This is a genomic window from Paenibacillus sp. FSL P4-0081, from assembly GCF_000758565.1.
Taxonomy (GTDB): domain Bacteria; phylum Bacillota; class Bacilli; order Paenibacillales; family Paenibacillaceae; genus Paenibacillus_AQ; species Paenibacillus_AQ phytohabitans.
This window is the reverse complement of the sequence record NZ_CP009280.1, coordinates 769,770-787,474: the sequence shown is the minus strand read 5'-3', so window position 1 is coordinate 787,474 and position 17,705 is coordinate 769,770. Positions and strand designations below refer to the sequence as shown.

At 55.6% G+C, this 17,705-nt stretch carries 11 protein-coding genes; 4 read left to right on the top strand and 7 right to left on the bottom strand.

From position 1 onward, the window contains the following. Positions 1-675: 675 nt before the first annotated feature. The 3 genes from P40081_RS03520 to P40081_RS03510 form a co-directional block, all read right to left on the bottom strand. Positions 676-3,237, bottom strand: a complete 2,562-nt coding sequence (locus P40081_RS03520; protein ID WP_042133370.1) for a DUF4129 domain-containing transglutaminase family protein — start codon at positions 3,235-3,237, stop codon at positions 676-678. A gap of 28 nt (positions 3,238-3,265) precedes the next feature. After that, positions 3,266-4,765: a DUF58 domain-containing protein gene (locus P40081_RS03515; RefSeq protein ID WP_081969807.1), complete on the bottom strand. Its 1,500-nt coding sequence runs from the start codon at positions 4,763-4,765 to the stop codon at positions 3,266-3,268. Positions 4,766-4,923: 158 nt separating this feature from the next. Continuing rightward, positions 4,924-6,345, bottom strand: a complete 1,422-nt coding sequence (locus P40081_RS03510) for a polysaccharide deacetylase family protein (protein ID WP_042133366.1) — start codon at positions 6,343-6,345, stop codon at positions 4,924-4,926. A gap of 109 nt (positions 6,346-6,454) precedes the next feature. Between P40081_RS03510 and P40081_RS03505 the strand changes: the two genes are divergently transcribed. Further along, complete coding sequence (locus P40081_RS03505; protein ID WP_042133365.1) at positions 6,455-7,141, top strand: DedA family protein; 687 nt, start codon at positions 6,455-6,457, stop codon at positions 7,139-7,141. A 13-nt stretch (positions 7,142-7,154) separates the two neighbouring features. Here P40081_RS03505 and P40081_RS03500 read toward each other — a convergent pair whose 3' ends face one another. Further along, a complete protein-coding gene (locus P40081_RS03500) occupies positions 7,155-8,432 on the bottom strand; it encodes an MFS transporter (RefSeq protein ID WP_042133363.1) in 1,278 nt (425 codons plus the stop codon). 133 nt (positions 8,433-8,565) lie between these two features. Between P40081_RS03500 and P40081_RS03495 the strand changes: the two genes are divergently transcribed. Continuing rightward, positions 8,566-9,537, top strand: coding sequence for a helix-turn-helix transcriptional regulator (locus P40081_RS03495; RefSeq protein WP_042133361.1), 972 nt, complete (start codon positions 8,566-8,568; stop codon positions 9,535-9,537). Between the two features lie 131 nt (positions 9,538-9,668). Beyond that, complete coding sequence (locus P40081_RS03490) at positions 9,669-9,965, top strand: zinc ribbon domain-containing protein (protein WP_063779776.1); 297 nt, start codon at positions 9,669-9,671, stop codon at positions 9,963-9,965. Positions 9,966-10,055: 90 nt separating this feature from the next. Here P40081_RS03490 and P40081_RS03485 read toward each other — a convergent pair whose 3' ends face one another. After that, positions 10,056-11,588 (bottom strand): DHA2 family efflux MFS transporter permease subunit, encoded by a 1,533-nt coding sequence (locus tag P40081_RS03485; RefSeq protein WP_042133359.1) that lies wholly within the window; start codon positions 11,586-11,588, stop codon positions 10,056-10,058. Then, entirely contained in the window at positions 11,585-12,037 is a 453-nt protein-coding gene (locus P40081_RS03480; RefSeq protein ID WP_039310060.1) for a MarR family winged helix-turn-helix transcriptional regulator, read from the bottom strand. The genes P40081_RS03485 and P40081_RS03480 overlap by 4 nt, the downstream gene beginning before the upstream one ends. Before the next feature lie 208 nt (positions 12,038-12,245). On the opposite strand from P40081_RS03480, the gene P40081_RS03475 reads away from it, so the two are divergent. Next, positions 12,246-12,935 (top strand): hypothetical protein, encoded by a 690-nt coding sequence (locus tag P40081_RS03475; protein WP_042133358.1) that lies wholly within the window; start codon positions 12,246-12,248, stop codon positions 12,933-12,935. A gap of 435 nt (positions 12,936-13,370) precedes the next feature. On the opposite strand, the gene P40081_RS03470 is transcribed toward P40081_RS03475, so the two are convergent. Then, positions 13,371-17,657 carry a 2-hydroxyacyl-CoA dehydratase gene (locus tag P40081_RS03470; protein WP_052422167.1) on the bottom strand — a complete coding sequence of 1,429 codons (4,287 nt, stop codon included), beginning with the start codon at positions 17,655-17,657 and terminating at the stop codon, positions 13,371-13,373. Between the last annotated feature and the right edge of the window lie 48 nt (positions 17,658-17,705).

Genomic DNA, 17,705 nt, shown 5'->3' with positions numbered 1-17,705 from the left:
TGGATTCATTATACTCATGGTTAATTCTCAGCGTCAAGGAAAGGAGACGTCTTGTCTTCGGGGATTTCTCCCATATGTGACGGGGTCTGGGGCGATTTAGGGGAGCCTGTAAAGACAGTATCCAGATCTTGGAATGCGTATCCGCTTCCACGTTTGCATGCTGGGGAAAAGTGTGACGCTACCGCTGCTAACAAGTGATTTCCTCTTTCAGGAATGCCGTCATATGCTGGACAGAACAGAGGGCTAGCCGGCGGGCGACACCGGGGAAGTTACTATGAACTAACTAATACGCCGGAAAACCAACTAATACGCCAGAGCTATACTTTTGCAGCCCTCCAAGGGTCACGCTGTACTCTCCGGGGCGCCGCACAGCAGCAAAGCGGGCTCACTTAAGTTCACCTGTAAAGAAAGGCCTAAATGTTGTAAGTATTACAACATGGATTCATGAATACTGGGGGATTCGTAACAATTGTTGTATGAAATGCAGGAATTGATGCGCTTAGCTGCCTGATTATGGGGAAAAGCTGCTTTTTATACAACAATTTCTGATTTGGCTCGTTATTATGAGGAGATTGTTGTATTTCGTGCAGGATTTCAGTTGGCATCCAAGTTCAGCTTAAATATTGATGTAAATGAAAAGGCGCTCGCTGCATTAGCAGTGAACGCCTTTTCATCTTATCGGGTCAGACGGAATGTAATCGTCAAACATCTGGCAATAAACGCGGCAGCGTCATTGGCTTCCGCATCCTTGGCAGGAGCACTGGAGCGCAAGGGCTGCGGGAGCGGTACGGCTGCGCCGGAGCGCGGGGGATGCGGGTCCGCGACGGAGGCGCCGGGGTGCGGGGATTGCGGGTCCGCGACGGCTGCGCTGGAGCGCAGGGGATGCGAGTCCGCGACGGAGGCGCCGGGGCGCGGGGATTGCGGGTCCGCGCCGGCTGCGCTGGAGCGCAAGGGCTGCGGGAGCGGCACGGCTGCGCTGGAGCGCAGGGGATGCGGGTTCGCGACGGCTGCGCCGCGGCACGGCGATTGCGGGTCCGCGACGGCTGCGCCCCGGCGCGGTGGCTGCGCGCGGGCGGCAAGCCCGCCCGCGCATCCGCTGTACGCCAGGGTTTCCCACTGGCGTACGAAGTCCCGGACGGCGGCGCGCAGCCGCCCGTCCTCAATGGCCAGGGAGTCTGCGTACTCCCTGGCGGTAACCCCGGGCAGCGGCGGCCCATACCGCGCCGCCAGCCCGTGCCAGGCCAGAGCGGCGGCGCGAAGCTGCCGCTCACGGCTTAATCTGCCGGCGCGGCGCACCGCCGGCAGCAGGGCCAGGCAACGCCGCCAGCGGATGGCGGCGGCCAGCCCCAGCGCCGCTGCGGCAAGCGGCGCCGGAGCTGTGCCGCCCGCCTGCGGCAGGGCGGCGGACAGAGCGTCCGCGAGCTGCGCAGCGGACATGCGGGCTCCTGGCGGCGCGGAGGCAGCCGCCGGATTCGTCTCCGCCGCGCCTGCGGCAGCGGCGGAGGCAGCAGGCGTGGGGTCGAAGGGGACCCAACCGGCGCCGGGGAAATAGACCTCGACCCAGGCGTGGGCATCACCGCCGGTCACATTGTAGCGCTGCGGCATGGAGCCGGCCACAAGCGTCCCCGGGCCGTAGCCCTGGACGTAACGGGCCGGAATGCCGCTGCTGCGCAGCAGGACCGTCATCGCCGTGGCGAAATGCACGCAGTAGCCCTGCCGGGTCCCGAAGAGGAAATCGTCGGCGAAATCGGCACCGGACGGCGGCACTCGGGTCTGCAGGGTGTAGGTGTAGGCGGTTTGCAAATAATCTGCAACCGCAGCAGCGGCATCATAACGGTTAGCCGCAGCAGCGGTAAGCTGCTCTGCCAGAAGCCTCACCCGCTCCGGCACGGCTGCGGGGAGCTGCAAATACAGACTGCTCACCCGCTCAGGATCAATCCCCTGCAGCTTGCGCAGCACAGCCGGATCACTTTCCGGAAGCACGGACTTCACCGTATATTCCGTTAACTTGGCGGACCCGGAGACCTCCGGCAGCCGGAAGCTGCTCTTCTCGCCGTTCGCAAGGACATAACCAAGCTGGCTCCCATCAGCCAGCCGGATATTCTGTACATCGACTGCCGTGCCTGCGCTGAAGAGAGGAAGCCCGCCGGATGAGGGCTTGGCGAACTGAATCCGCTGAATGAGCGGCGCTGGCCCGGCCGCTTCCGGCTCCGCAACCGGGAGGCTCGTTAAATTAAGCGGTTCATAGGACACCCCGCTTCTGATCCAGCGGCGGCCGTCATAATAAGCTATGCTTTCTCCCCGCCAGTAGGACGGACGGGCAGCCGTTACGCTAAAGACGGCCTCTCTGCTGGGCGACAAGGGCATTCCCAGCTCCCCGTCTCCCGCACTGTAACCGGTGCTGGCCGCCTGAGGTCCGGCAGATTCTCCGGGCCTTTGCGTTTCCGCCCAATTCTCCAGCTTGTTTAGAACCGGCTGCAGTGTAATGGGAACCACTGGCCGGGCACCGAGTCCCTGCCCGCCTATCCAGGCTGCCACCGTCACGGCCACCGCTGTAGAGAACGCCCATATTCCCCAGCGGGCGTAAGGAAGAGCGTGGCTTCCTGTCCGCTCCTGCAGACGGAGCAGTCCGCTTAATGACCGCATCCAGAGAATCAGCCCCGCTGAGACCAGTACATCACCGGACGTATCGACAGCATAGACCATATCGAACGCCAGCAGATATACCAGGGTTACACCTGTAAATAAGGTGATACTTCCCCTGTAAAGAGCCAGCTGCTGGACAGATGACACTAACAGGCCCCAGCCAAGCACCAGAATCAGCAGCCGGCTGTCCTCACTTAAGGCTGAAATCCGGCCTGACAGGAGCAGAAGGGCATCCTCACGCATATCTGCTGCATAGAGCCGCAGCCAGGCAGTTCCTTCCTGTGCCGCGCACAGGTAGAACCAGGTCAGGAAGATCAGGAGGAACTGCCCGCAGGCCTGCAGAAGGCGGGGAAGCTGAATACATCCCCATAACAGCAGTCCGGCAGCCGAGAGCATCAGGAGCTTCAGAAGCTCGGCGGTATCCGCCGATGCGGCCAGCCGCTTGAGCGGCAGCAGCCACAGGGTGAACATCCCCATAATAGCCAAAGAGAACAGCCCGCGATAATACAGGGGACTGCTCTCCCTTTTATCGGCGAAGCTGTTCTCCGTACTTTCCGCTTCCGGCTGCCGGCTGCCCCCTGGAGAATTCACAGGGCCCCCTAAGTCTGCTGGAGTAACCCTAATGCGATGTCGGTTGGCCCGGATATCCATAATACTCCGCCCCCTTGTACCCTTGTGCAGGAGAGACATCGTTCAGACCATGGATCCGCGCACCCAGCCGCATCAGACTTCCGGCTATAGTGCCCAATGTACGCTGCTTGCCGCCGGAACCAGGGCTATACTTAACAGCCGGATAACTCTCTACAGGCTCAGGGAATCCTTCCCTGGCCTCCTTGGTTCCGGTTGAACTCCGTACCGGATCTTCCGCCGGTCCTCCCCCCGGAGAGGGCTGATCCCAGACATAGTACAGCTCGACCTTAATTCCCTGGACCAAAAAGCGGGCAAGCGTCCGGGCAGACTCTTCTTCAAGCCGGCCGGTAATGACAGACACCGTCATGCCGGGAATCCAGCCCCGCGAAGCATCCTCCAGCAGCCGGCTGAGACTCTGTGAGCCGGATGGGGATATTTCCGTCAGCAGGTCTTGTACCCTGCCGGGGATTTGACCCAGGCCTTCATATCTGGCCATCCCTTCAGGCCAGCCGCCGCTGAAGAGCTGCAGGTAACTGCTGGAACGTTCGGCAGAGAGCATCAGTCCCATTGCCGCCGACACCGCCCGTTCAAAAGCAGGCATAACCGTTCCGCGCTGCCCGCGAGGTACCAGGGCACCGTAAGGAACCTCATAATCCTCCGGAGAATTGGCAAGCACGATACAGGTCATTTGCCCGGCTTCCCGTTCAGGTACTCTGCTCTGCAGGGTTCCCTTGCGGGCGCTGTTCTTCCAGTGAATCCGGCTGAGCGGATCACCGGGGGCATAGTCACGGATATCCGCTGCTTCTGCACTGCCCTGCTTCCCCCGTCCGGGAAGCATCCGGTCTCCCGGCATTACACGGTTATCCGGCAAGCTGCCGGCCAGATACAGCGCCTTCGGGAGCACCTTGAAGCTCTCTTTGCCGCCCGGCTGACAGCCGCCAGTGAACAAACCAGGCAGATCCCCCCAGGTGACACCGCAGCCGTAAAGCTGGTGGACCCCTCTGGGAACAGACTTCAGTTCATACGAATAAGTGAAGGAGCGCCGGAATCCGGGAAACAGCAGCTCCTGATGGCTGCCTTCACTCCAGTAATCGGCAACAACTATCCATGGAAGCGGGATCTTGGAGACAAAGCTGATCTGTACCTTAACGGTAACGGTATCCCCGGCCGACGGGCGTGCGGGAGTTATTGTGCGGAGAACGGCTACCCTCCGTGGACCGCAAAGATGCATAAGCAGCCCGCCGGACATTACAATTACGCCAGCCGTCAGAAGCAGCAACAGTGATTCTCCGCCCCGCCACAGATATAACCCTAAGACTGCTGCGGTTAAAAGCAGCATCCGCGCCCACTCCTGTACAGTGCTGCGGACACGCCGGCGGGACAGGAACGCAGCCGCAGATTTCCCGGAACTATCCCGCTTCCCATGCTCATATTTGATCTGATCTATCAATGATGAAGAGGACAAGGATGACACCCTTCCTTCGGTCATAGACTAGCTCCCAGCCTGCCCGCAATTTCACTGGCTATTCGGCTTCCGGGAGCCTATTACTATCTATTCTTTCCATCAAAAAGGGTGCCCAGACATTCAGCGAATTCTTTTTAGCCCCGACTCTCCCGGCTATTTATATCAACGGCTGACACATCGGTTCAAAGTGCCTTCACTCTGCGCTCTTCTACATTTACACTGGCCGCAAGCGGCGGATGTCCTGTAGCTTCGAGCAAATCCCGCAGGGATACCCATAAGGAAGAACCAATGAGCTGTATCTCTGCTGTCTTAAGCTCCACCGCTCCGTCCGGCTGGACGACCTCTATCTGCTGTTTCTTTGAATTTACAGTCACTGTCCGCCCATTCCAGCTTACCTGTCCGCTGCGGGTAGCCGTATCCCAGCCGACTTGCCCGCCAAGCCGCTCCACGGCGGTACGGAGAGGCACGAAATATTGCCCGTTTCTAAGGTTGTACTCTCCAGGCTTCAGGATGGTTTCCAGCCTGCCTACCTCCAGAGCAAGCGGTTTGCCGGGTGCAAACAGTTCAGCATTCGGAACAATATTCGCCGAGATCCAGGCTTTGGACGGCTTCACCCGCTGCAGTGCCGCTGCCTGAGCCGACACTCTGAACTGTACCGGCTCACTCTGCGCATTAAGTAAGCCGAATTCATAACCGGCGGCTTTGTAGCGTTCAATAATGGCCGGCAAGGCCTTGGCACTCTGCTCATGACCCGACCCGTCATGCAGCAGCAGGATAACACTCCCGGAGTCTAGATCAGCAACCGAATGCTGAAGGATCTCTGCGGCAGGCACTCCCCGCCGGCTGGAGTCTCCGCTGTCTACGGTCCAGTCCATCACCTCATAGCCCGCCTGCTTCAGCAGATAAAAATAAGTATTGTCAAAATGGCCAAAGGTGCCTCCCGGTGCACGGACCAGCTGCGGACGAACCCCTGTAATGCCTCTGACCGTTTCCTCTGTCTGTTTGATCTGACGCCAGAACTCCGTGAATCCGCTATAGAGATCATGATAATTATGGTTATAGGTATGATTGCCGATGGCATGCCCCTGCTCCCAGATGGCATTGACCAGCTCGGGGCGGCTGGCAGCTTGCTCCCCCAGCACGAAGAAGGTAGCCTTCACTCCCTGCTCCTGCAATATCTGGAGCACCCGGGGAGTAACCGCACTTGGCCCGTCATCGAATGTAAGGTAGACGACCCGTCTTGCCTTGCTGTGCTTAGCTTCCTGATTAGATGTGCCCGCAGCGGCGGATACTTTCTGTAGGGTAGAAGCCTGCGGATCGGTAGCAAGTGCATAAGCTGAACCCCCTGAACCGTGGGGCTGCAGCGGCTCTGCTTCAGCATTCTTGACTGCAGCCGGCGGCAAATCTTGCACCGGGACTTCCGGAGGATTATTCTTAGAGAGTAAAGATGCTGCACTGCCTGCTTCAGCCTGCAGGGAGAATGTCCTCCATGAAGCCGGGGATTGCCCCTTGCCCCCAAGGGCTGACATACTTAGAAGCACTGCCATAACAAGCAACCCGCGGATCATAACCCGGCGGATAGGATTTTCCCGGCTATCCTTCATCTTCTCTACCTCCAGCATTCTATTGGCGATTTCACGCCATTTGGTAGATTGTATGAAGACAAGCTTCAGAATAGAATCAGGCGCGCCGCCTTCGGAGAGTGATGAATGTATGGAAATGCTGAAATGGATACAGGAATTGTTCGCCAGCTATGGATATAGCGTATTGTTCTTTGGGCTTTTGCTGGAATTCATTGCTCTTCCCTTTCCCGGAGAGACTACCATGGCCTTCGCCGGGTTTCTGTCCTATACCGGGAGGCTGGATTTCTTCACGCTGGTTATCGTAGCTTTTGCAGGGACCACAGTTGGCATGACCATTACTTATTTCATTGGACTTAGGGCCGGGCTGCCCTTCATCCAGCGTTACGGCAAATGGTTCATGTTCTCTCCGGCCAAGCTGGAAAAGACCCAGCGCTGGTTCGAGCGGTACGGCAGCGTGCTGATCTCAATCGGCTACTTTGTTCCGGGCGTCCGCCATTTCACCGGCTACTTCGCCGGTATTATCGCACTGCCTTTCCGCAAATTCGCAATGTACGCCTATGGCGGCGCCTTGTTCTGGGTACTGTTATTCCTGGGTATCGGCAAAATCTTCGGACCGCAGTGGATGGGCATTTTCCACTTAATCGAAACCTACGCCCTCTGGATTGCCCTCTTCGCAGCAGCCATTGCTGCGCTGATTGTGATGTACCGTTACCGGAATGTCATCCTTCTCCGGCTGTCCCGGCACAAATCCGCTGCTCCGCTGGAGACGAAGGCCAAAGTAAAGGTCAAGGTCAAAGAAACCTCCAAGAGCCGCTGATTCTTTCAGATCATTAAGGCCGGGACTCCCTGTACCGCTTATTCCATTTGCTGCGCAGCAGGTGATAACCTCCCAGCAGCAGCGCAATCCCAGCAAAACCCGCCCCGCCCGCGAATCCCAGCATTCTGGGCTCCACATCATCAAGCAGCCAGCCTGCCCCTAGCATGGACAGACCCAGCAAGGTTCCGCTTACTGCCGCCAGCAGGCCGAATACGGCCGGCTGCAGCGCAGGCGGCGTTTCTCTCATCACCAGCGTATCCAGACAGGCATTGCCGATCCCTCCGGCCAACGATAGCAGAATGTACAGCAGAAATGCTGCAGCGAAATGACCGCTGCTGCTAATCATCATGAGCAGAATGCCCTCGAGCAGCAGACCGCCCAGTGCTACCGCTAAGAGCCTCTTGCGGAATAAACGCCCGGCAAAGAAACTCAGGCTGAGCCCGATGCCAAGCGCTGCGTAGAACGCCCCCACCCCGCTGTCTCCCGCATGAAATACCTGCACAGCATATACGCTGATCAGCACATTGTCCCAGCCATTGATTACCGGCACCAGTAATTCATAGCAGAGCACAATCTGCAGTGCCAGACTGCCTCCAAGGACTGTGCACAGCGCCCGCCGCCGTGTCCCTTTGGCAGACAAGCCTAAGGTATGGTTTCTGCCTTCAGCATGCGGTGTTGACTCCCGGCCTGCATCTCCGGCAAGTGCCTGCTTGGGATAATGAATCCCCCTTATCAGCAGTCCGGCCGCCAGGAACGACACAGCATTCATAACAAAGGCCATGTCCGGACCGAGATACAGCGAGACAATCCCTCCTGTAAAGGCGCCAAGAATCAGCACGCAGCCGTTCAAAAGCTGTTCCAGGCTGTTGATCCGCAGCAAATCCTCCGGCGCTGCCAGCAGCGGGATGGAAGATTTGCGCACCGGACTATAGATGGCTTCACCCGCTGCCATCACAAAGCTGCCGGTATACACCAGCCACAGCATATGCTCCCCGTCTACCCAGAGCAAGGACAAGGCTACGGGGACACGCAGGAAATCCACAGCCATCATGATTGTTGTGCGCGGCAGTCTGCCAGCCAGTAACCCTCCAAGCGGTGCCATGAACAGATAAGGCAGCACCCGCACGCCAAGCGATATCCCTACGGCCATTCCCGACCCGGTCAAATGAAGAACCAGGGCCAGCATGGCAATACTGCTGAAGCGGTCGCCGATACCATTGATTAACCCGGCTGCAAACAGCCTTTGATAGCCTTTATTGCGTCCCGCAAGTGATCCTGCATTTGTGCTCATAACTTTAGCCCCTCATTAAATTATATAAATATCTAATTAGATGATAATATAATATGAAATTTGGAGCAATGCTTTATTTCAGACAATTTGCTAAGCTTAGACCATTAACCTGAAAGAAAGCGGGTGCATTTCTGTGAAAATAGACCGTCTCCTCTCCATTGTCATTCTGCTGCTGAACCGGCCGCTGATTCAGGCCAAGGAGCTGGCCGATATGTTCGAAGTCTCCGTACGCACCATCTACCGCGATATAGACAGCATTAATACCGCAGGTATTCCTGTCGTCACGTATCAGGGGGCCGGGGGCGGTATCGGCCTCATGCAAGGCTACCGGCTGGACCGTAATGTTCTATCCGAGCGTGAGCTGGCCGATATCTTCGGCGCACTGCAAAGCGTCTCTTCTTATGGCGGTGAAGGGCACCAGCTGTTAATGGAGAAAATCAGCAGTGTGATCCCGCCTTCCCAGACTGCCGCCTTCCGCAGCAAAACCACCCAGATGATCGTTGATCTCTCCCCTTGGGGACTGATGGGCCCTTTGGAGGAGCGGATCAGCCTTCTTAAAGAGGCGCTGGAGGAAAATACCGTCATCTCCTTCGAATATATCTCGGCCGAAGGCCGGGCAAGCACGCGTACCGTTGAACCCTACACCCTTGTACTCAAAGGACAAAGCTGGTACTTATACGGCTTCTGCACAGAACGCCGGGATTTCCGGCTCTTCAAGCTGCTGCGGATGAAAGCGCTGGTGAAGGAGAAGCAGCATTATACCCGCCAGGATCTTCCGCTGAAGGAGCTGCCCTGGACGGACGGCTGGAAAGAACCGCAGCATATCCAGCCGATCCGGCTGCAATTTGCACCGGAAGGCAGGCATCTTGCGGAAGAGTATTTCGACTCTGAGGAGCTTCAGCAGGATAGCAGCGGCGGGTATACCCTTACCGTAAGTTATCCCGAGAACGATTGGCTGTACGGCTTCCTGCTAAGCTTCGGAACCGTGCTGGAGGTGCTTGAGCCGGAACATATCCGCCGGAGAATAGGCGAGCTGGCCGGAGGCGTTGCTGCCAAATACGCCTCCAGCCTCCCGCAGCCGCAGCCGGCACACCCTGCTGAATAAAGAAGGGAATAATTTCTTTTTTCCATAACCCGCACATGAACCTGAATCTATGCTGTCAGGTTTGCCGGCTTATACTGGACAGGAAGAGGCGGCAAACACCGCCTGAACCAGAACCCTGAGGAGTGTGCAATATGGAAACGGCGTCAATGAAACAAACGGAGGGCTTGTTCTGCCAAAGCTGCGGAATGCCGGTTAACGAAACTGAGCTGCAGGGCAGCGACAAGGAAGGCAACAAAACGGAGGAGTATTGCATCTACTGTTATGAGCATGGTGAATTCAAGCAGCCGGATATCACTCTGCAGGAGATGACCGATCTCTGTGCCGGGTACTTGGTGGAGGAAGGGATGGATGAAGCTGCCGCCCGCCAGATGCTGGGGTATTCCCTTCCGCAGCTGAAGCGCTGGAGCAAGGGAGCCGGGATTAGCTGAGGCTGTAAACGGACAACAAAAGGACTACCCGGCAAAACCGTACGGCTTTGCGGATAGTCCCTTTGTTGAAATTATAGCCTGTTCATACAACTAAGCTCTTTGCGATTTCACCTTTTTAGGCTGCGGCTGTACTGCATCCTCTTCTTCCGTCTTCAGGAAATCCGGCTGCGGAGAAGTCTTTCTGATGAACAATGCCAGCACCAGGGCAAGAACTGTCACCCAGGTAGCTACAGTGAACGCATGGGTAATCCCGTTAATCGTTGCTTCCTGCGTAAGCTTAAGCATCGCCGCCTTATCGGTCTGCGATACCGCACCGCTTGTCAGTGCATCGGTAATGTTGCTCTTCGTACGGTTGGTCATCAGGCTGACGAACAGCGCCATACCCAGTGCACCGCCTACGGTCCGCAAGGTGTTGGACATTGCCGTACCGTGCGAAGCCAAACGCTGCGGCAGCTGATTCAGGCCGGCAGTTACGATTGGCATCATCAGCATGGACATCCCGAACATCCGCGCAGTATAAGTCAGGATCAGATGTGTATAGGTTGTGCTGTCGCTGATCTGGCTGAATTCCCAGGTCGTAATAGCTGTGATGGCAAGGCCGATAACCGCCAGCCATCTTGCACCGATTTTATCAAATATAATTCCGGTGATCGGAGACATAATACCCATCAGGATCGCACCCGGCAGCAGCATCAGTCCCGATTCCATAGGTGTAAATCCGCGGATCGTCTGCAGATAAATCGGCAGCAGGATCATACCTGCGTACATAGCCATAGTCACAATAATGTTAATTACCGTAGTGAGTGAATACATGTTGTAGCGGAAAATGCGGAATTCAAGCAGCGGCTTATCCGCTGTAAGCTCACGCCATACGAACAGCCCCAGGGAGACAATACCCAGGATCAGACAGAGGATAACTGTGGTGCTCCCCCAGCCGTCCGTTCCGGCGTCACTGAAGCCATACAGCAAGCCGCCAAAGCCCAGGGTCGAAAGAACCACACCCGGCTTATCCAGCTTCGGAGAAGTCAGTTTGCCTACATTCTGCATCGTCTTCATGCCAAGCAGCATCGAGAAGATCGCCAGCGGAAGCACGATGTAGAACAGCACGCGCCAGGAGTAGTTCTGAACCACCCAACCGGACAAGGTAGGTCCGACTGCCGGAGCAAAAATCATCGCAACCGCCATAAGTCCCATGGCCTTGCCGCGTTCTTCAATCGGGAAGATGCGCAGGAACACAATGTTCATCAGCGGCATCAGAATCCCGGCACCTACCGCCTGGATAACTCTGCCGACCATAATCATTTCAAAGCCTGATCCTATTGCACAAACCAGTGTACCTATGGAAAATAGCATCATCGCCGTCGTAAAGAGCTGGCGGGTCGTAAATTTCTCTACCAGATAAGCACTGATTGGCACCAGTACACCATTAACCAGCATGAACCCTGTAGTCAACCATTGCGCCGTATTGGCGGCGATCTTCAGGTCCTCCATCATTTTGGGCAGCGCCACATTCATCAGTGTCTGATTCAGCAGCGCCACGAAGGCGCCGATCAGGAGCGCTGCGATAATCGGACCTCTGCGGATCGCTTTAGACGATGCAGTGTCTGCAGTAATTGTACTCATAGCTTCTTTTTGTCTCTCCCTTGTTCTAGAATTTTGATGATTTCACCATGCAACCGCAGCAATTCTCCGGCATCCTCAGCAGGTATATTAGCCAGTGGCTGCAGATACCTGCGCAGAGACTGTTTGCTTAACTCCCGGATCTCCTTGCCCTTATCGGTCATCGCCAGCTTAAATATACGTCTGTCGCTCTGCGAGCGTTCTCTGGTAATCAGTCCAGCCTTCACCATCCGGTCTACCACTCCGCTTGCCGCGCTGTTGCCAAGATGCAGCAGATCTGCAAGCTCAGTGATACCGATATCGGGATGTGCCGATAACTTACGCAATACCATTAGCTGGGTGGATGTAATCTTCAGCTCTTCTGCGTCCTTCCACAAAAGCTGCTGGAAATTATGGTTGATGCAGCGGAAAGAGGACAGAATATCGTCCAATTGCTTTTCCTTTTCCTCCAACCTCAATCCCTCCAATCGCCCAATATGAAATAATACTTCGCATACGAACTATTTTACTATTTACCTATTTATTCGTCAATAACTTGCAGAAATTTTCTGAAAAAGTAATTATTCTTTCACTCCTACCGGGATGCCACCGGCAAAAGTTTGCGTTTATTGTGGACTTCCCGGGTCCAAAATATGAATTACACGAAAGCGGGGAAAACAAATGAGTCTGGAGCAACAACGTAAGAGCTGGAGCGGGGAGCATAAGTTTTTGTCGGAGATCATCGTAAAGCCTGAAGCGCATGCTGAAGCTGCCGCTTTATTCCTGAGGCTGCATTCAGCCCTGTATGCTGCAGACATAAGCAGCGGGGAACAGCCTAGTTTCGAGGATTCCTTATGGAACAATCTGTTAGAGTCTACTTTGCGCAGCTATCCTGTTCAGACGCCCGGCAGCCGTAATTCTATAGTCTGGCATATATGGCACAGCGCGCGGATCGAGGACATCACCATGAACATCCTTGGTGCAGACCGTGCGCAGGTGCTTCATTCAGAGCACTATGCAGAGAGCCTGCAGACCCCTTTCATCCACTCCGGTAATGGAATGAGTGATCAGGAAGTGGCTGCATTCAGTGCAGAGGTGAATATCGGGGCATTAGCGGCATACCGGCGTGCTGTAGCAATCAGAACACGCTCCATCATTTCCGCTGTGCAGCCGGGGCAATTCGGGCGCAAAGCCACTCCGGCGCAGTTCAGCAGGGTGCTGGAGGAAAAAGCCGTCCTGGAAACCGAGCAGTGGCTACTCGATTACTGGGGCGGCAAGACCCTTGCCGGACTGGTGCTGATGCCTGCCACACGGCATAATTTCGTCCATCTTAACAAAGCGATGTGCGTGAAGCAGAAGCTGCAGAAGTGAGCTATATTAACCGCACTTAAGGCAACAACCATTCAAATTACGGTCAGTCGCTGCAGACTGGCGGAATACGTCAATGCTCAATGCCTTACACTTGATTCTTTAGCGGCAGAATGGAGACCTCTTAGGAAGCTCTGTAGACATAAATGTTGTACGTTTTGCAACTTTGATTCATGGATTGCGGGGTAATCGGGAGGATTGTTGTATGAAATGCAAGAATATTCCTGCTGAGCTGCTTGAAAAAGGTGAAATGCTGCCTTTTATACAACAATTCTGGTTTTGAGCCGATAGGAGGAGGGAATTGTTGTATTATGGGCAGGAATTTATGAAGAGTTACGGGAGTTCCACCACAGAAAGCGGATGAATCTAAAAAGAGCGGGCCGGAGATTAATCCGGTCCGCTCTTTGGCATATGCAGGGCTTTACAGCATCACTGGGCTTATATCCCGCAGCCCACAGTGCCAGTTAAAGTAGGCTGCAGCCGTGCGATTTCCTCTGCTGACGGTTGTTTGCCGCTCGCAAGTCCGCTGGCAATTGACATCATCAGCTTGATCCGGTTAGCCTGATTCACGACGCTGACCCCGGCATCATAGTCGATGGCAACGATATTCGCGCCCGGATACAGCTCCTTCAGTCCTTTAATCATGCCCCGGCCGGTAATATGATTCGGCAGGCAGGCAAATGGCTGAATACAGGCGATATTGTTCACGCCATTATCGAGCAGATCCATCATCTCCGCTGTCAGGAACCAGCCTTCGCCCATCTGGTTGCCTACAGAGACCAGACGGCTTGCTTTCTCGGCCAGCCCATAAATATTCTCCCGGCCTTTGGCCAGTCCCGCTTGCTCCAGCGCCACTTTGACCGGCTTGCGGTAAATCTCCAGATACGAGATCAGCATGGGATTAATATATCCCAGCCGTTTGCTTTTGCCGAATTGCTCGGCTTTGTAGATCGGATTATAGACACAATAGAAAATGAAGTCCAGGAAATCCGGCATTACAGCCTCTCCGCCTTCTGCCTCAATCATATCGATAATGCGGTTATTGGCGTCCGGATGGAATTTGATCAGTATTTCACCGACAATGCCCACCTTCGGCTTCACTGCCGGGTTAACCGCGAGCCGGGAGAACTCAGCGACGATCTCACGGCATAGCCGCTTGTACTCACGGAACGAGAAGTTCGACAGGCTTTTTTTGCAGCGCTCCATACCGCTGCGGAATAAGGCTCCGGCGCTTCCCGGAACAGTCTCATACGGTCTGAAGCGGTGCAGAAGACGCATCATCAGATCACCGTAGCAGGCCGCAGCAATCAGGCGGTTCGCCAGCTTCAGGCTGATCCGGAAGCCCGGCTGATTCTCCATGCCGGATGCATTCAGTGAAATAACCGGAATCTGCCCCAGATTCGAATCCTTCAGTGCCTTGCGCAGCAGGGAGATGTAATTGGTCGCCCGGCAGCCGCCGCCGGTCTGTGACATGATTACGGCAGTCCGGTCCGGATCGTATTCCCCGCTCTTCAGCGCGGACAGCATCTGCCCGATGGTTACAATCGCCGGATAACAGGCATCATTGTTCACGTACCTTAGACCTTCCTCGGTCTCCTGCGGTCCGGTTGATTCCAGGATCTTCAGACGATAGCCTGCATCCTGGAACACCCGTTCAAACAGCTCGAAATGGATCGGTGACATCTGCGGAGCCAGAATGGTATAGGTTTCCTTCATTTCCTTCGTGAACGGCACATTTGCCTGCGTCTTGTACAGCAGCTGAGGCTGCACATCCCCCTGCTCCCGCTCACGCATAGCTGCCAGCAGGGAACGCAGACGGATACGTGCGGCCCCCAGATTGCTGATCTCATCAATCTTAATCAGCGTATAGACCTTATTGTGGCGTTCCATAATCTCCTGAACGGCATCGCAGGTGATCGCATCAATACCGCAGCCAAAGGAAGTCAGCTGGACAAGCTCCAGATCGTTTCTTCCCGCAGCCAGCCGGGCCGCACGGTACATCCGCGCATGGTAGGTCCATTGGTTGACTACGCCAACGTCTCCTTCACTGTGGTCCAGATGGCAGACCGAATCCTCGGTCAGCACCGCAAGACCCATGCCGGTGATCATATCGGCAATACCGTGGTTGATCTCCGGATCAGCGTGGTACGGATGTCCGCAGAGCAGAATCCCCTTCGTCCCTGTCTCCGTAAGGAAGACCAGCGTTTCTTCACCCTTCGTACGCACATCATTCTTCGCCTGATCGGCTTCCGCAAGTCCCGCCTGTACAGCTGCAGCGATCTCCTCCTTGGGAACATCGGCAAAGGTCTTCACCAGCACCCGCGTCAGCGCCGGAATATCATCGAAGGTCAGGAACGGACTGACTAGAGGAACCCCCTGCTCCTTCAACCCATCCATATTGTTGCGGATTACCTCTGGATAAGAGGCAACCACCGGGCAATTGAAATGATTCTGGGCGGCTTCATCCTCCTTCTTCTCAAAGACAACCGCCGGATAGAAGATGAAATCGACGCCTTTGCCGATCAGACTCTGCACATGCCCGTGAGCCATTTTGGCCGGATAACAGATGGATTCCGACGGAATGGTATCCATTCCGCTCTCATACAGCTTCTTGGTGGACTTCGGCGACAGTACAGTCCGGTAGCGCAGAGAGGTGAAGAAGGTATGCCAGAACGGATAATTCTCGAACATATTCATCGTCCGTGGAATTCCGACCGTGCCCCGTACCGCCGCTTCTTCAGGCAATCCCTCATAGTCGAAGAAACGTTCATATTTATACTGCATCAGATTCGGCAGCGTATTCTTCTCTTTCTTGCCGCCTGCCCCGCGCTCGCAGCGGTTCCCGGTCACGTGGAAGCTCTTGTCCGGGAAGCGGCTGATGGTCAGCGCGCAGTTATTGGCACAGCGGCTGCAGCGGCCGGGAGAGACTGAATATTGGAATGTCTCCAGCTCTTCGGGTCCCAGAATAGTGCTAATCCCTTCCGGGCCAGCCTGTTCTTTGGCAATCAGCGCACAGCCGTAGGCGCCCATAACGCCGGCAATATCAGGTCTGACCACGGTTCTCCCGGTCAGCTGCTCGAAGGCCCGCAGTACGGCTTCATTGTAGAAAGTGCCGCCCTGAACAATAATGTTGCGGCCCAAATCCTCAGGATTGCGGATTTTGATTACCTTTTGCAGGGCATTCTTGATAACTGAATAGGCAAGTCCGGCCGAGAGATCGGCCAGAGACGCGCCTTCCTTCTGTACCTGCTTCACCTTGGAATTCATGAACACGGTGCAGCGGGAACCGAGATTCACCGGCTTGACGGATTCGAGCGCCGATTGGGCGAACTCCTCAATGCCAAGCTCCAGCGCGGAAGCGAAGCTCTCCAGGAAGGAGCCGCAGCCTGCCGAGCAGGCTTCATTAAGCATCAGGCTGTCGATAGCGCCGCCGCGGATCTTGATGCACTTCATATCCTGGCCGCCGATATCGAGGATAAAGTCTACTTCCGGCATGAATTTGGAGGCCGCTTTATAATGCGCTACCGTCTCCACTTCGCCGCCGTCTGTCCGCAGTGCGGCCTTGACCAATCCCTCACCGTAACCGGTAGCATAAGCTCCGGCGATGTAGCAGCCCTCCGGCAGAATCCGGTAGATTTCCTTCAGCGCATCCGTAACAGACTGCAGCGGGTTGCCTTTATTGCTTCCATAGGAAGTGTATAGAATCTCATCCGCCGACCCGGTAATCACCAGCTTTGTCGTTGTAGAGCCGGCATCAATGCCGAGATAAATAGGTCCGCGATAGGCGGATAGCTCGGAACGCGGTGCTGTCGCTTGGCCGTGGCGGAGTCTGAACTGCGCCAGATCATCCGCAGTCTCAAACAGCGGTGCCAGCTCGGCATCCTCCGCACGGTCCAGCGAGAAGTCCACGGAAGCAATCCGCGAGATCCAGCTAGACAGCGGCAGGAACAGGGGATCCGACTGCGCAAGCGCCGAACCGATCGCTACAAAATATTGTGAATGCTCCGGGAACAGTATGTCGCCTTCCTTAAGTCCCAGCGTATCCGCAAAACGGTCGCGGAGTGCAGACAAGAACGTCAGCGGTCCGCCCAGAAAAGCCACACGGCCGCGGATCGGCCGTCCGCAGGCAAGTCCGCTGATCGTCTGGTTCACAATGCTCTGGAAGATGGAGGCCGCCACATCCTCGCGGCGTGCTCCTTCATTAAGCAGCGGCTGCACATCACTCTTGGCAAATACCCCGCAGCGTGAAGCGATTGGATAGATCCGTTCATGCTTCACTGCAAGCTCATTGAGCCCGCCGGGATCGGTCTGCAGCAGCGAGGCCATCTGATCGATGAACGCTCCGGTACCGCCAGCACAGGCGGTATTCATCCGCTGCTCAATGCCGCCGCTGAGATAGATAATCTTGGCATCTTCCCCGCCAAGCTCAATCGCTGTATCGCACTGCGGAATCCGTTCGCTGATCGCCTTGGTGCAGGCAATGACCTCCTGGACAAACGGAATCTCCCCCAGTTTGGATAGTGATAAACCGGAGGAGCCGCTTACAGTGAGTGCTGCTTCGCTATCCGGGAACCGGTCCTGTACATCGGACAAGAGAGATAGCGCCGCTTTTTTTATATCGCTGAAATGACGCACATAATCTTGATAAATAATTGTATCCCGCTGCATAACAACCAATTTGGCCGTAGTTGATCCGACGTCAAGCCCAATACGCAGTATTTTCATGCCATCCCCCATGCCTTGCTCCAAATTTGAAGTAATATGAGGCAACTA

Bases quoted from the DNA above. Each gene is read 5' to 3' on its own strand.
- P40081_RS03515 (WP_081969807.1), bottom strand. From the start codon at position 4,765: ATGACCGAAGGAAGGGTGTCATCCTTGTCCTCTTCATCATTGATAGAT.
- P40081_RS03510 (WP_042133366.1), bottom strand. From the start codon at position 6,345: ATGAAGGATAGCCGGGAAAATCCTATCCGCCGGGTTATGATCCGCGGG.
- P40081_RS03505 (WP_042133365.1), top strand. From the start codon at position 6,455: ATGGAAATGCTGAAATGGATACAGGAATTGTTCGCCAGCTATGGATAT.
- P40081_RS03500 (WP_042133363.1), bottom strand. From the start codon at position 8,432: ATGAGCACAAATGCAGGATCACTTGCGGGACGCAATAAAGGCTATCAA.
- P40081_RS03490 (WP_063779776.1), top strand. From the start codon at position 9,669: ATGGAAACGGCGTCAATGAAACAAACGGAGGGCTTGTTCTGCCAAAGC.
- P40081_RS03485 (WP_042133359.1), bottom strand. From the start codon at position 11,588: ATGAGTACAATTACTGCAGACACTGCATCGTCTAAAGCGATCCGCAGA.
- P40081_RS03475 (WP_042133358.1), top strand. From the start codon at position 12,246: ATGAGTCTGGAGCAACAACGTAAGAGCTGGAGCGGGGAGCATAAGTTT.
- P40081_RS03470 (WP_052422167.1), bottom strand. From the start codon at position 17,657: ATGAAAATACTGCGTATTGGGCTTGACGTCGGATCAACTACGGCCAAA.